This window comes from Sinorhizobium sp. FG01 (genome assembly GCF_002531875.1).
GTDB lineage: Bacteria > Pseudomonadota > Alphaproteobacteria > Rhizobiales > Rhizobiaceae > Sinorhizobium > Sinorhizobium fredii_C.
In genome coordinates this window covers 306,391-320,258 of record NZ_NWTB01000004.1, presented here as the reverse complement: position 1 = coordinate 320,258, position 13,868 = coordinate 306,391, and the positions used below count along the sequence as shown (strand labels likewise).

10 protein-coding genes and 1 pseudogene are annotated in these 13,868 nt (G+C 62.7%); 1 reads left to right on the top strand and 10 read right to left on the bottom strand.

What is annotated here, in order from left to right; translation table 11 throughout:
• Positions 1–119 precede the first annotated feature (119 nt).
• The 10 genes and pseudogenes from CO656_RS06985 to CO656_RS06940 form a co-directional block, all read right to left on the bottom strand.
• Positions 120–473 (bottom strand): DUF1428 family protein, encoded by a 354-nt coding sequence (locus CO656_RS06985; RefSeq protein ID WP_037415115.1) that lies wholly within the window; start codon positions 471–473, stop codon positions 120–122.
• A 115-nt stretch (positions 474–588) separates the two neighbouring features.
• Entirely contained in the window at positions 589–1,158 is a 570-nt protein-coding gene (locus CO656_RS06980) for a transglycosylase SLT domain-containing protein (protein WP_037415112.1), read from the bottom strand.
• A 176-nt stretch (positions 1,159–1,334) separates the two neighbouring features.
• Positions 1,335–1,628, bottom strand: coding sequence for a GYD domain-containing protein (locus CO656_RS06975; protein ID WP_037387241.1), 294 nt, complete (start codon positions 1,626–1,628; stop codon positions 1,335–1,337).
• A gap of 313 nt (positions 1,629–1,941) precedes the next feature.
• Positions 1,942–3,996 (bottom strand): RNA polymerase sigma factor RpoD, encoded by a 2,055-nt coding sequence (rpoD, locus tag CO656_RS06970; RefSeq protein ID WP_037415109.1) that lies wholly within the window; start codon positions 3,994–3,996, stop codon positions 1,942–1,944.
• Between the two features lie 443 nt (positions 3,997–4,439).
• Positions 4,440–5,477 (bottom strand): L-threonine 3-dehydrogenase, encoded by a 1,038-nt coding sequence (tdh, locus tag CO656_RS06965; RefSeq protein WP_037415106.1) that lies wholly within the window; start codon positions 5,475–5,477, stop codon positions 4,440–4,442.
• 43 nt (positions 5,478–5,520) lie between these two features.
• A complete protein-coding gene (locus tag CO656_RS06960) occupies positions 5,521–6,708 on the bottom strand; it encodes a glycine C-acetyltransferase (protein WP_097525263.1) in 1,188 nt (395 codons plus the stop codon).
• Positions 6,709–7,034: 326 nt separating this feature from the next.
• Positions 7,035–7,333 (bottom strand): annotated as a pseudogene (locus tag CO656_RS30740) (GIY-YIG nuclease family protein).
• Between the two features lie 284 nt (positions 7,334–7,617).
• Complete coding sequence (gene recQ / locus CO656_RS06950; protein ID WP_097525400.1) at positions 7,618–9,486, bottom strand: DNA helicase RecQ; 1,869 nt, start codon at positions 9,484–9,486, stop codon at positions 7,618–7,620.
• A 237-nt stretch (positions 9,487–9,723) separates the two neighbouring features.
• A complete protein-coding gene (dnaG, locus tag CO656_RS06945; RefSeq protein ID WP_097525262.1) occupies positions 9,724–11,703 on the bottom strand; it encodes a DNA primase in 1,980 nt (659 codons plus the stop codon).
• Between the two features lie 143 nt (positions 11,704–11,846).
• Positions 11,847–12,296: a GatB/YqeY domain-containing protein gene (locus tag CO656_RS06940; RefSeq protein ID WP_097525261.1), complete on the bottom strand. Its 450-nt coding sequence runs from the start codon at positions 12,294–12,296 to the stop codon at positions 11,847–11,849.
• A 327-nt stretch (positions 12,297–12,623) separates the two neighbouring features.
• Here CO656_RS06940 and carA point away from each other — a divergent pair, with 327 nt between their 5' ends.
• Entirely contained in the window at positions 12,624–13,829 is a 1,206-nt protein-coding gene (gene carA, locus CO656_RS06935; RefSeq protein WP_037415095.1) for a glutamine-hydrolyzing carbamoyl-phosphate synthase small subunit, read from the top strand.
• The last annotated feature ends 39 nt before the right edge of the window (positions 13,830–13,868 follow it).

The following is a 13,868-nucleotide window of genomic DNA, read 5'->3' as shown; positions in this document are numbered from 1 at the left end:
CCGGGCGCCGCACCTTCGACGGCACCCGTCTCCAAAGGACTGTACTGCGAACCCCGTCCGAATTGAAAGAACTGCTCGGCATCAGCTTGCGCAGAGCAGGCCCGACACCCAGCGGCTGGTCAAAGTTCCAGGAAGGCCTGGAAGCCGCCATAGATCATCCGCTTGCCGTCAAAAATGGATTTCCATTCATCGCCCTGAAGCCGCGGATCGGTCATCACCTTGGCGACGATCACGTCGCGGTCCTCGCGCGACCGGTATGCGACCCAGGAGAAAACGACGGTCTCGTCTTCCTTGGCCTGCACGGCCCGCGGAAAGGAGGTGAGCTCGCCATAGGGCACGTCGTCGCCCAGGCATTCGACGTAATTCAGGGCACCGTGCTCCTTCCAGACCTCGCCGGCCTTGCGGGCCAGATCCTTGTAGGCCTCGACGTTTTGCTTCGGCAGCGCAATCAGAAAACCATCCACATAGGCCATGTCCGTCTCCTCCGTTGAAAGTCGACAAAGGACGGCCGGAGCGGAAAGGTTCCGACAGCGGAAGGCAATTTTTCACGGCGGGGCGACTGATCCTCGAAAGAGACTTGAACGGCCCTCAGCCGCCGCAGCCCTGCAGCTGCCGCGCATAAAGCGCGGCAACGTTGCTGGCGCGCTTGGCGCCCGTCTTCGCCGTTTCGCTCCAGTTGCCGCGCTGATAGCCGCCCTGGCCGTGGTAATAGGCGATGTAGAGCCGATAGGGATCGTTGAGCGCGATGCCGTTCTGCTGGTGGCTTTGATTGTGGTACCAGGCGATGAAGCGGATGGCGTCGGCGAAATCGGTCCGGCGTGCCATCCAACGCCCGGTTTCGGCCTGGTAGCGCGCCCAGGTGCCATCGAGAGCTTGTGAATAACCGTAAGCCGTGGAGACGCGCGTCCAGGGAATGAAGCCGAAGAGCTTGGTGCGCGGCGGCCGTGCATTGTGGCGATAGCCGGACTCCGTGTAAATCGTCGCCATCAGCACCGGTACGGGCACGCCATATTCGCGCTCGGCCGCATAGGCGGCCCGGCGCCAATTGTTGAAAAGGCCATCTCGCTGCTCGAAAACCGCGCAGGCGTTCCGGGTATCTCTCGGCACCGTTCCGCAGCCGGCCAGCAACAGGAGGACGGCGACAAAAACGCAACGCATCGCGGAACCTCTCATATGCGAGAGATTGATAAAGGGTAAATGTTAAGGAACGGTTTTGAAGCGAAGTTGAAGGACTTCTGCGTCGCCGCGCGTTTCAGGCGGCAATACCATCCGCGGCGCAGCGCAAATCTTCTGGAAAGGTGCGCCGCGGCAATAACCAGTCGGTTACAATCTTGCTAGCCGAGCGTGCCGATCAGTTCGCGATACGCAGCCTCCGGGAACGCCTTCAACGTGCGGGTGCGCACATTGCCGTAGGTGCCGAGTGTCAGCGAGAATCGCGCGGCCACCGCATCGTCCGGTGCCTCGCAGATTGCCACCATGTCGTATTCGCCCATGGTGAGATAGAAGTCCTTGAACGATCCGCCCATTTCTTCAAGGACCTTCCTGGCTGCATCGAGCCGCTTGGGGGACTCACGCACGCTTCTGATACCCTGATCGGTCCAATTGAGGAGCACGACGTAAGTGGTCATCTCACACCTCCCGCAGAGCATCCCGCCTTCGACGGAAAGCGCCTAAAGATGCTCCGAATTTAGAAGGGGCAGAGCGCTTTTTCCGGGTTCAAGTGCCGGCGCTCCAATGCACGGGCGGACGCCTGCGGTGCAACTACTTCTCTCGCACTGCAACCAGTGCCCCCTTTCGCTGCAAGCTTAGAAGTATAATCCCGGGATGAAATCCGAACAAGTTCAGCGCCCAAAAGACCATGGCATGGCAGGCGTTGACGAAGACGAGAAAGCCGGACGCTGGGCCCGGCTTTTCAAGTTCGTTCAGGTCGTTGTTCTCTGCTCAGCTGTCCAGGAACGAGCGCAACTTGCGCGAACGGCTCGGATGCTTGAGCTTGCGCAAGGCCTTCGCCTCGATCTGGCGGATGCGCTCGCGGGTGACCGAGAACTGCTGGCCAACTTCCTCGAGCGTGTGGTCGGTGTTCATGCCGATGCCGAAGCGCATGCGCAAGACGCGTTCCTCGCGCGGGGTCAGCGAGGCGAGGACGCGCGTCGTCGTCTCGCGCAGATTCGCCTGGATGGCAGCGTCGATCGGTAGCAGTGCGTTCTTGTCCTCGATGAAATCGCCGAGATGCGAATCTTCCTCGTCGCCGACCGGGGTTTCGAGCGAGATCGGTTCCTTGGCGATCTTCAGGACCTTGCGCACCTTCTCGAGCGGCATAGCGAGCTTTTCCGCCAGTTCTTCCGGCGTCGGCTCGCGGCCGATCTCGTGCAACATCTGGCGCGAAGTGCGGACGATCTTGTTGATCGTCTCGATCATGTGCACCGGAATGCGGATGGTGCGGGCCTGGTCGGCGATCGAGCGGGTGATCGCCTGCCGGATCCACCAGGTCGCATAGGTCGAGAACTTGTAGCCGCGGCGGTATTCGAACTTGTCGACCGCCTTCATCAGGCCAATATTGCCCTCCTGAATGAGGTCCAGGAACTGCAGGCCGCGGTTCGTGTACTTCTTGGCGATGGAGATCACCAGGCGCAGGTTTGCCTCGACCATCTCCTTCTTGGCGATCCGCGCCTCGCGCTCGCCCTTCTGGACCATCGAGACGATGCGGCGGAACTCGGCAATCGAAATGCCGGTCTCGGTCGCGAGATTCTGGATCTCCTGGCGGATGTCGCGGATCGTCTGGTTCTCGGCCCTGGCAAATTCCTTCCAGCCCTTGCCGGCAAGATTGCTGATCGACTTCATCCAGTTCGGATCGAGCTCGGCGCCGGAATATTGCTCGAGGAAGGAGTCGCGCTTGACGCCGTAGGATTCGGCAAGGCGCAGCAGCCTGCCCTCGTTCTGCATGAGGCGCTTGGAAATGTCGTAGAGTTGCTCGACCAGCGCATCGATGCGGTTCTGGTTGAGCGACAGCGACTTCACCGCCTTGATCAGTTCGTCCTTCAACTCCTTGTAGCGACGCTCCTGCGCCGGCGAGAGCGTGCCGGTCGCGGCGAGCCGTGCTTCCACCTGCTGGTCCTGCAGCTTACGGAGCTTCTTGTAGGTCTCGGCGATGATGTCGAGCGTCTCCATCACCTGCGGGCGCAGCTCCGCCTCCATCGCGGCGAGCGAGAGGTTCGACTCGTCGTCGTCCTCTTCCTCTTCCTCGACCGGCTGGCCCTCGCCGCCGACATTGGTGATGTCGTCGTCATTGGCCGCAACGCGTGACTTGCGGGTCTTTTCCTTCTCCTCGGCCGCCTTGCGGTCGGCCTCGATCTTTTCCGGGCTCTGGAACTGCGGGGCAGCCTTGGCCTCGGGGCCGGAATAGGTGGTCTCGAGATCAATGATCTCGCGCAGCAGCGTCTGGCCCTCGTTCAGCTCGTCGCGCCAGATGATCAGCGCCTGGAAGGTCAGCGGGCTCTCGCAGAGACCGGCGATCATCGTTTCGCGGCCGGCCTCGATGCGCTTGGCGATGGCGATTTCGCCTTCGCGGGAGAGCAGCTCCACCGAGCCCATCTCGCGCAGATACATGCGCACCGGGTCGTCGGTGCGGTCTGTCGGCTCCTTCTTCTTGCCGGTGGCAAGCGCCGTCCCGCTGACCGTCGCCAGTTCGCCGCCTTCGCTCTCGCCGTCGTCGCCAGCGTCCTCGTCGTCGCCGCCGGCCGCCTCCTCGGCTTCCTCGTCCTCGATGACGTTGATGCCCATGTCGGAGAGCATCGCCATCGTGTCTTCGATCTGCTCGGAGGTGACTTCCTCGGAAGGCAGGACGGAATTCAATTCGTCCATCGTCACATAGCCGCGCTTCTTGGCGGCCTTGATCATCTTCTTGACAGCGTCGTCGGAAAGATCGAGAAGCGGACCGTCCGGAGTGCCTTCGCGTTCAACGTCTGCTTCTTCGTTTTCTTTGACTTTTGTTGCCATTTATTTCGTCGCTTTCCTTGTCGCAACCGGCCTGCACCCGGTGCCCAATGCCGCTCGGGGTTCGGGCGCGCCGCGCACCCGCCACCGATTCATTTCCCCTGACGTAACGGGATGATGTTTAATTCCTGATTAACCACGACAGCGATCGCGGCTGAGCGGGCAAGCTTCGACAGTCCTGCCACTGAATCGTCTCTGGCATGATTTCCTATCCGCCGTACCATGTCGCCATTTCTGCTTGAAATGGTGATTCCCAGAATTTTTCATCCCGTCAAGCTTTTCCGGTGAAAAACCGCGCAAATCGGCAAAAAACGCATATCGACGGGACTATCTCGCCGTTCACCAGGGTTGCTCAAGATGTAGGAGCGCCCTTTTAAAAGACAAGAGGCGCGGGCTTTTTCCGGGATCGCCGCGTCGTTCCATTTCGAATGTAACCCGCAGTCACATCACAGCCAATCCATCACCACCTTGCCCGAATTGCCAGAGCGCATCGCCTCGAAACCGTCGCGGAACTCGTCGATACGAATGCGGTGGGTGATGACCGGCGAAAGGTCGAGCCCGCCCTGGACGAAGGCGATCATCTTGTACCAGGTCTCGAACATTTCACGGCCATAGATGCCTTTCAGGTTGAGCATCTTGAAGATCACCTTGTTCCAGTCGATCTCGAAGCCGGCCGGCGCAATGCCGAGAATGGCGATCTTGCCGCCATTGTTCATCTTGTCGATCATGTCGCGGAACGCCGGTGCAGCGCCCGACATTTCGAGGCCGACGTCGAAGCCTTCGGTCATCCCGATCGAGCGCATCACATCGGCGAGATTCTCTTTCGAGGCATCGACGACGTAGTCGATCCCAAGCTTGCGGGCGAGATCGAGGCGTACCGGATTGATGTCGGTGATCACCACCTTTCGGGCGCCTGAGCGCTTGGCGACCAACGCGCCCATGATGCCGATCGGTCCGGCGCCGGTGACGAGCACATCCTCACCGACGAGATCGAAGGAAAGCGCCGTATGCACCGCATTGCCGAAGGGATCGAAGATCGCGGCGATCTCGTCCGGCACGTCGTCCGGGATCGTCACGACATTATATTCCGGCAGGCAGACGAACTCGGCGAAGGAGCCCGGCCGGTTGACGCCGACGCCGAGCGTATTGCGGCAGAGATGTCCCCTGCCCGCCCGGCAATTGCGGCACTTGCCGCAGACGATATGGCCCTCGCCGGAAACCCGCTCGCCGACATGGTGCTTGGTGACCGCCGAGCCGACCTCGGCGATTTCGCCCATGAACTCGTGGCCGACGACCATCGGGACGGGAATGGTCTTCTGCGCCCACTGGTCCCAGTTCCAGATATGGACGTCGGTGCCGCAGATAGCCGATTTCTTGACGCGGATCAGCACATCGTTCGGCCCGACCTCCGGCACCGGCACGCGTTCCATCCACAGCCCAACCTCGGGCTTCGTCTTGACCAGCGCCTTCATCATGTTGGTCATTGCAGGATCCTCACTCCCTCCGCGTCTCGCATAGCTTAGCTCCTCAAATCACGCCCAGCTCGCGGCCCACTTCCTCGAACACCGCAATCGCACGCCGCACATCCTTCTCGCTGTGCGCCGCCGACATCTGAGTGCGGATGCGTGCCTGTCCTCTCGGCACTACGGGGAAGGAAAAGCCGATGACGTAGACGCCTTTCTCCAGCATGCGCGCCGCCATTTCCTGCGCCAGCGCCGCATCGCCCAGCATGACGGGAATGATCGGGTGCCCCTCGCCGGCGAGCCGGAAGCCGAGCTTCGACATCTCGGCCCGGAAGAGTGCCGAGTTCGCATAGAGCCGCTCGCGAAGCGCATCGCCGTTCTCGATCAGTTCGAAGACCTTGAGCGAGGCCGCGGCGATCACCGGAGCAAGCGTATTGGAAAAGAGGTAGGGTCGCGAGCGCTGGCGCAGCCAGTCGACGACCTCGGCCTTTGCCGACGTGTAGCCCCCCGAGGCACCGCCCAGCGCCTTGCCGAGGGTGCCGGTGATGATGTCGACGCGGCCCTCGACGCCGCAATGTTCGGCGGAGCCGCGGCCATGCTTGCCTACGAAGCCGACCGCGTGGCTGTCGTCGACCATGACCATCGCACCATATTTCTCCGCCAGGTCGCAGACGCCCTCGAGGTTGGCGATGATGCCGTCCATGGAGAAGACGCCGTCGGTAGCAATCAGCTTGAAGCGGCTGCCCTCGGCCTTCTTCAACTCCTCCTCCAGCGCCGCCATGTCGTTGTTGGCGTAACGGAATCGCTTCGCCTTGGAGAGCCGGACGCCGTCGATGATCGAGGCGTGGTTCAGCGCGTCCGAGATGATCGCATCTTCCTCGCCGAGCAGCGTCTCGAACAGACCGCCATTGGCATCGAAGCAGGAGGAATAGAGGATCGTGTCCTCCATGCGGAGAAAGGAGGAAATGCGCGCCTCGAGCTGCTTGTGCTCCTCCTGCGTGCCGCAGATGAAACGCACCGAGGCCATGCCGTAGCCGTAACGGTCGAGCGCCTTCTTGCCGGCATCGGCAAGTTCCTCGTTGTCGGCAAGGCCCAGATAGTTGTTGGCGCAGAAGTTCAGGACCCTTTCGCCGGACGCGACTTCGATCTCGCCCGCCTGCTTGGAGGTGATGACGCGCTCGGACTTGTAGAGCCCGGCCTGCTTCAGGCCATCAAGCTCCGAACGCAGGTGGGAGAGGAAGGCAGAGGTCATGGCAGCCGCTTTCGAACAAAGGAGTTTGTATAGACAAATAACACGATGGCTGGCGACGCACAGCAATTTCTTACCGCATTGTTGAGGTGAAACGCGCGGGATTCAAGCACCTTCCGCGCCGTGGACACGGCGTCGCCACAGTACGCACAGGCAGCGTGCAGCCTCATCGGCTACGGTACGGCAAAGGCTTCACCTCCCCGCCTCATTCCTGTGCTTGTCACAGGAGGCCAGTCAGCCCAGTCCTTGGGGTGAAAGACTCTTCCGCGCCGTGGACACGGCGATGCTGGATCCCTGTGACAAGCACAGGGATGAGGGAGGCGTGGGCCTTACTGTCGATGCACACTATATCCCGTGGAGGTAGTGGGAATATCCTCCGGGTTCATCTGCTCTATGAGGTTCAGCTTCCACTGCCTCGGCCACTTCTTGATCGTCTTTTCCCGCGTGATATCGGTCGTCAACAGATCGAAATCCTCGAAGCAGACAAGCGTTTTTACGCCGTATTTGGAAGTGAAGCCCGGGGTTAGGTCGTTCTGGTGTTCAAAGAGGCGGCGAGGCAAACACGGGTGACGCCGGTATAGAGCGTCCCGTTTCGCTTGGATGCGAGAGTATAGACATAGCCCCTCATGCAGTCACAACGTGCATGATCAGCTGCAATTATGCAACCAAGGTTGCTTAATTGGCGAAAAGCCTACACTCACCCTCCCTCATCCCTGTGCTCGTCACAGGGATCCAGCCACGGCGCGTCCGCGCCGTGAATGAGCCAGATAAGAAGGAAAAGCGGTGGAGACCCCAACCGAATATTGAGACACTTTCAGCGCCCAAGGACTTGGGCGCGCCGGATTCCTGTGACAAGCACAGGAATGAGGGAATGCAAGTTGACGCCCCCGCGACCTTCTGGACCTGCCCTTCTCAGCCCCCCTCCTCGAATGCATCGATCACCGCCAGGAAAGCCTCGCCATATCTCTCCCGCTTGCTCTCGCCGATGCCGGGAACGCCGATGAGATCGTCAAAGTCGCGCGGACGCTGCTTGGCGAGCGCGATCAAGGTCGTGTCCGGGAAGACGACATAGGGCGGGACGTTCAATTCCTTGGCGATCGAAAACCGCTCGGCCCGCAGCTTCTCGAAAAGCTCGAGATCGGAGCCGGCAAGATCCGAACGCTCGCGGGCCGAGGCCGATTTCTGCCCGCGTGCCGCCTTGCCGGAACTCGGCCGATCCTTGCGGAAGAGCACCTGCCGCTCGCGCTTGAACACCGCCCGCGCTTCCGGCTCGAGTTTCAGGGCGCCGTAGGCAGCGTGGTCGACTGTGATCAACCCCATTGCGAGCAATTGCCGCAAAACCGATTGCCAGGTTCGCGCCGGCAGGTCCTTGCCGGCGCCGAAGACCGGCATGTCGACATGGCCGAAGCGCTCGGTCTTCTCGTTGACGGCCCCGATCAAAACATCGATGACATGGCCGGTGCCGAACCGCTCGCCGGTCCGGTAGACGGCGGCGAGTGCCTTTATCGCCGCCTCCGTACCATCCCAGGTCTCGACCGGCTTCAGGCAGGTGTCGCAGTGGCCGCAACGGCCGGGATGCGCCTCGCCGAAATGCGCGAGGATCGCCTGCCGCCGGCAGCCTGCCGTCTCGCAGATCGCCAGCAGGGAATTGAGCTTTGACCGTTCGATGCGCTTGATCTCGTCCGGCGCGCCGCCCTCGTCGATCATGCGCCGGCGCTGGATGACGTCGGCCATGCCATAGGCCATCCACACTTCCGACGGCAATCCGTCGCGACCGGCCCTGCCAGTCTCCTGATAGTAGGCCTCGACCGAACCGGGCAGGTCGAGATGCGCGACATAACGGACATCCGGCTTGTCGATCCCCATGCCGAAGGCGACTGTCGCCACCAGGCAGAGGTTCTCCTCCTTCAGGAAGGCGTCCTGATGCCGATCGCGCAAGGCGCGGTCCATTCCGGCGTGATAGGGGAGAGCGCGGATGCCCTGTCCGTTCAGCCATTCGGCCGTGTCCTCGACCTTGGCGCGCGACAGGCAATAGACGATGCCGCTCGAATCCTTGAAGCGCGACAGGAAGCGCAAGAGCTGCTGGCGCGGCTGGTCGCGCTCGACGATCTCGTAGGCGATGTTCGGCCGGTCGAAGCTGGAGGAAAACACCCGCGCGCCGCGAAGCGCCAGCCGCTCGATGATGTCGTCGCGCGTGTGTGGGTCGGCGGTGGCCGTCAGAGCAATGCGCGGCACGCCCGGGAAACGCGAGGCAAGACAATCGAGGCCGCGATATTCGGGCCGGAAATCGTGACCCCATTGCGAGACGCAGTGCGCCTCGTCGATCGCAAAGAGGGCGATGTCCATGTCGCCGATCATTTCGGCGAAACCGTCGGTGACCGCGCGCTCCGGCGTGACGTAGAGCAGGTCGAGCGTATCCGCCGAGAGAGCCCGGCGGACGGCGATCGCCTCGTCGCGGCTGAGCGAGGAGTTGAGCGCCGCAGCGCGAATGCCGGCCTGCTTCAGCGCCTCCACCTGGTCGCGCATCAACGCGATCAGCGGCGAGACGACGATGCCGACGCCCTTGCGGCAAAGCGCCGGGATCTGGAAGCAGAGCGACTTGCCAGCGCCGGTCGGGAACAGCACCACAGCATCGCCACCCGCCACGACGTGCTCGACGACGGCCTGCTGCTGACCGCGGAAGGCGGAATAGCCGTAGACGCGCTTGAGGACATCGAGGGGATTGCGGGCGCCGTCGTTTCCGAAGAGGAGGATGGTGGAGGCGTCGTCATTGTATGGCATGAAATCGCTTTCGTCGGCGGGCAGTATGCGGCTCACGAAAATCGGACGCAAAGGCGGGTAGAGAGATGCCCCTCACCCTGCCCTCGCCCCGCAGGCGGGGCGAGGTTGCGTCGCATCTGAGGCTCGTGTCGTGCACCAACTGCAAGGACGTTTGCTGAGCTGGCGCGGCATTCCCTTCTCCCCGCCTGCAGGGAAAGGGTCGCGGCAGCGAGATCAGGGGCCGCCAGAAGCAGGGCATCACCGCGCCGCCGGCCCCTTGACCCGTCCGGAAAGCACTCCGAAGCCTTCGATGATCGCTTCCTGGTTCTCCAGCCGGGTGACTTCCAACTGAACCTCCTGAAGCGTCCGCAACAGCTGCGGCACGACCTCGAGATCCCCTTCTTCCGTGGCATGCGCCAATTCCCTTTCGAGCTCGCGGCGCTGCCAATTGAGCGCCTTGGTGCGCTTGTGCAGCGCCAGGGCCTGCAGGTAACCCTCGCGCGCATCTTCTGGCGCAGCCGCCGTCGTCGCGGTCCATAGCCGCGCATAGCGAATCTGCTGGTCGAGCGCGCTGATCAACGGGGCAAAACCTTCAGCCTCCAATTGCTCGACCAGCCCTTCCCGCGTCAGCCGCGGGCCGTTTGCCGCCGCGGCGTTCAGAACCGCTGCCCAGCAACGCTGCAGCTCACGATGATCGAACTCGATCGTCGAGATCTCGTCATATTCGTCGAAAAGCAGTTGCGGGTGGTTGACGATCGTGAGCGCAAGGACGCTCTCGCGCAGCATCGGCGCCGCCTGCTGACCGCTGACCAGCGACGAGCGCGCCAGCCGGTCGGAAATCGAGGTCGGGCCGGCAGCGTTGCGCGCACCGCCATAGTTTCGCGGACCGCCGCGCTCGCGCCCACCGCGCTCGAACGGCCGCCGCTCGCCCCTGAACGGCGCGCTCACCTGCAGAAAGGCGTTCAGCCGGTCGCGCATGTCCTGGCCGTAGTGGCGGCGCACGCTCTCGTCGGCGATGACGGAGGTCACCTGCCTCAGCCGGGCCTCAAGCTCGGCGCGCTTTTCCGGCGTATCGAAGCCGCCGCCCTGCACCTCGCGCATCCAAACCATCTCGGCGAGCGAACGGGCATTGGCAAGCACCTTGTCGAAAGGCTCTCGCCCATCGTGGCGGACGAGGTCGTCCGGGTCCTTACCGTCCGGCAGCATGGCGAAGCGCACCGAACGGCCGGGCTTCAGATGCGGCAGCGCCAGGTCGACGGCACGGTTGGCCGCGCGGATGCCGGCCCCGTCGCCGTCGAAGCAAAGCACCGGCTGGGGCGTCATCTTCCAGAGGAGATCGAGCTGGTTCTCGGTCAGCGCCGTGCCGAGCGGCGCCACGGCATTTTCGATGCCTGCCTGATGCAGCGCGATCACGTCCATATAGCCTTCGACGGCGACGATCGTGCCCGCGCCGTCGGCGCCCTGGGAAGCGCGCCGGGCGCGCGCGAAATTGAAGAGCACATTGCCCTTGTGGAAGAGCTCGGTCTCGTTGGAGTTCAGATATTTGGCGGGCGCATCGGCAGACATCGCCCGGCCGCCGAAGGCGATCACCTTTTCGCGCGCCGAGAGGATCGGAAACATGATCCGGTCGCGAAAGCGGTCGTACGAGACCGGAACGTCCGGCCCATAGACGACGAGGCCGCAGGCCTCGATCTGCTCCTTGCCGACCCCCTTGCCGGCGAGAAATTCCTTCAACGCATTTCGGCTATCCGGCGCATAGCCGAGCCGGAAGGTCTCGATCGTGCGGCCGGTGAGGCCCCGTTCGCGCAGATAGGCGCGCGCCTTGGCGCCGGACGCGGTCTGAAGCTGGTCCTGAAAGAACTGCGTCGCCAGTTCCATGACGTCGAGCAGGCTCGTGCGCTCCTTCTCCCGCCGCTCGGCCTGCGGATCCGGCTGCGGCATGGGAACACCCGCCATATCGGCGATCTGCTGCACCGCTTCGGGAAAGCTCAGGCCCTCGAGGTCGCTCAGAAAGCGAAAATGGTCGCCGGAGACATTGCAGCCGAAACAATGGTAGCGGCCCTTGCGGTCCTCGCAGTGGAAGCTCGGCGACTTTTCGCCGTGGAAGGGGCAGCAGGCCCAGTAGTCGCCGCGCGACACATTGGTCTTGCGCCGGTCCCAGGTGACGCGCTTGCCGACCACGTCCGAAATCGGAACGCGGTCGCGGATCTCGTCAAGGAAGGACGGTGAAAAGCGCATGGATACCTCTGGCCAGCTTCCATATAAGCGGCCTGGCCGGAGGAAGCCACCGTTCCTCTCGGTCTTGCCCGCTTTTCACAGGCGGCCATCAAAAGAGGCGGGAAACTGAGGCGCCGCCGGAGATCAGGCGCCGGCGCAGCGGCTTACTTCAACAGCTCCTTGACGATGCTGGAAGCCTTGGCGAAATCCATCTGGCCGGGATAGCGCTCCTTCAAAGCATTCATCACCTTGCCCATGTCGCGCAGGCCCTGAGCGCCGAGTTCCGCGATGACTGCGGCGCAAAGCTCGTTCACCTTCTCCTCGGAGAACTGCTCGGGTAAAAATCCGTTGATGATGGTGATTTCCTGCCGCTCCTGCTCGGCGAGCTCCGGGCGGCCGCCCTCGTCGTAGATGCGGGCCGATTCCTCGCGCTGCTTGATCATCTTGGCGAGGATCTGCATGATCTCGTCATCGCCGGCCTGGTCCTTGCCCTGGCCGCGATTGGCGATGTCGCGGTCCTTGATAGCCGCCTGGATCAGCCGAACGGTCGAAGTCCGCCGGGTATCCTTGGCTTTCAGCGCTTCCTTCAGGGCGTTTGCGAATTGCTCGCGCATCTCTTTCTCCATGCAGAAACGGCCCCGCGTCGACGGCGCCGGACGACTGCTATTGCCTCGTTATGGTCGTTCTCTTAAACCACGGCGGCAGCCACAATCAAACCCTTCGCGCAACCGGTTGAATGGTAAGGGACTTTATTTCCGGACAATTCACGGGCGCCCGGTTGACCCGGCTAAAGCCTTTGTCTATTTTCCGGCACCTGCACGAACATCGGCATGAACCTCTTTCTCGCGGGGCTTCCGCGCGCCATGCCGCATGCAATTTTGAAATGGGGCTGAACCGACCGGCTTTAAAGCCGCGCCTTCCGCCGCAACGGGATAGGAACGATGACCGCGACACCCGCATGGACAACCCAGAAACCCACTGCCCTGCTCGTTCTGGCCGACGGCACGGTGATCGAAGGCAAGGGCATCGGCGCGACCGGCAAGGTTCAGGCCGAGGTCTGTTTCAACACGGCGCTGACGGGGTATCAGGAAATCCTCACGGACCCCTCCTATCTCGGCCAGATCGTCACCTTCACCTTCCCGCATATCGGCAATATCGGTGCCAATGACGAGGACATCGAGGACCTGACCCCCGCCGCCCGCCACGGCGCCGTCGGGGTGATCTTCAAGGCCGACATCACCGATCCTTCAAACTATCGCGCCGCCAAGCACCTCGACGCGTGGTTGAAGGCACGCGGCGTCATCGGGCTCTGCGGCATCGATACCCGGGCGCTGACCGCCTGGATCCGCGAAAACGGCATGCCGAACGCCGTGATCGCCCATGATCCGGCCGGCGTTTTCGACGTCGAGACGCTGAAGGCGGAAGCCAAAGCCTGGAGCGGCCTCGAGGGGCTCGACCTTGCGAAGGTCGCGACCTCCGGCCAGTCCTACCGCTGGAACGAGAAGCCCTGGGTTTGGAACGACGGCTACTCCACGCTCGGCGAGACCGAAGCCGCCTATCATGTCGTCGCCCTCGACTATGGCGTGAAGCGCAACATTCTGCGCCTCTTCGCCGGTCTTGATTGCCGCGTCACGGTCGTCCCGGCCGACACAAGCGCCGAGGAAGTACTGGCGCTCAAGCCGGACGGCATTTTCCTGTCGAACGGCCCGGGCGACCCGGCCGCCACCGGCGAATATGCCGTGCCGGTGATCAAGAGCCTGCTGCAGAGCGACATCCCTGTCTTCGGCATCTGCCTCGGCCACCAGATGCTGGCGCTGGCGCTCGGCGCGAAAACCGAGAAGATGCATCAGGGCCACCACGGCGCCAACCATCCGGTCAAGGACCACACGACCGGTAAGGTCGAGATCGTCTCGATGAACCACGGCTTCGCGGTCGATTCCAAGTCGCTGCCGGAAGGTGTTGAAGAGACTCACATTTCGCTCTTCGACGGCACCAATTGCGGCCTGCGCTTGAGCGGCAAGCCGGTCTTCTCCGTCCAGCACCACCCGGAAGCCTCCCCGGGCCCGCAGGACAGCCACTATCTCTTCCGCCGGTTCCTCAACCTGATCCGTGAGAAGAAGGGAGAACCGGCGCTCGCCGAACGCTAGAAAGCCGAAGAGAACGAATGAAGGCCCGCGTACGCGGGC

Excerpts from the sequence above, each read along its gene's own strand:
- CO656_RS06940 (WP_097525261.1), bottom strand. The coding sequence starts at position 12,296 with ATGCGCGAGCAATTCGCAAACGCCCTGAAGGAAGCGCTGAAAGCCAAG.
- CO656_RS06980 (WP_037415112.1), bottom strand. The coding sequence starts at position 1,158 with ATGCGTTGCGTTTTTGTCGCCGTCCTCCTGTTGCTGGCCGGCTGCGGA.
- CO656_RS06960 (WP_097525263.1), bottom strand. The coding sequence starts at position 6,708 with ATGACCTCTGCCTTCCTCTCCCACCTGCGTTCGGAGCTTGATGGCCTG.
- CO656_RS06985 (WP_037415115.1), bottom strand. The coding sequence starts at position 473 with ATGGCCTATGTGGATGGTTTTCTGATTGCGCTGCCGAAGCAAAACGTC.
- dnaG (WP_097525262.1), bottom strand. The coding sequence starts at position 11,703 with ATGCGCTTTTCACCGTCCTTCCTTGACGAGATCCGCGACCGCGTTCCG.
- rpoD (WP_037415109.1), bottom strand. The coding sequence starts at position 3,996 with ATGGCAACAAAAGTCAAAGAAAACGAAGAAGCAGACGTTGAACGCGAA.
- CO656_RS06975 (WP_037387241.1), bottom strand. The coding sequence starts at position 1,628 with ATGACCACTTACGTCGTGCTCCTCAATTGGACCGATCAGGGTATCAGA.
- tdh (WP_037415106.1), bottom strand. The coding sequence starts at position 5,477 with ATGACCAACATGATGAAGGCGCTGGTCAAGACGAAGCCCGAGGTTGGG.
- carA (WP_037415095.1), top strand. The coding sequence starts at position 12,624 with ATGACCGCGACACCCGCATGGACAACCCAGAAACCCACTGCCCTGCTC.
- recQ (WP_097525400.1), bottom strand. The coding sequence starts at position 9,486 with ATGCCATACAATGACGACGCCTCCACCATCCTCCTCTTCGGAAACGAC.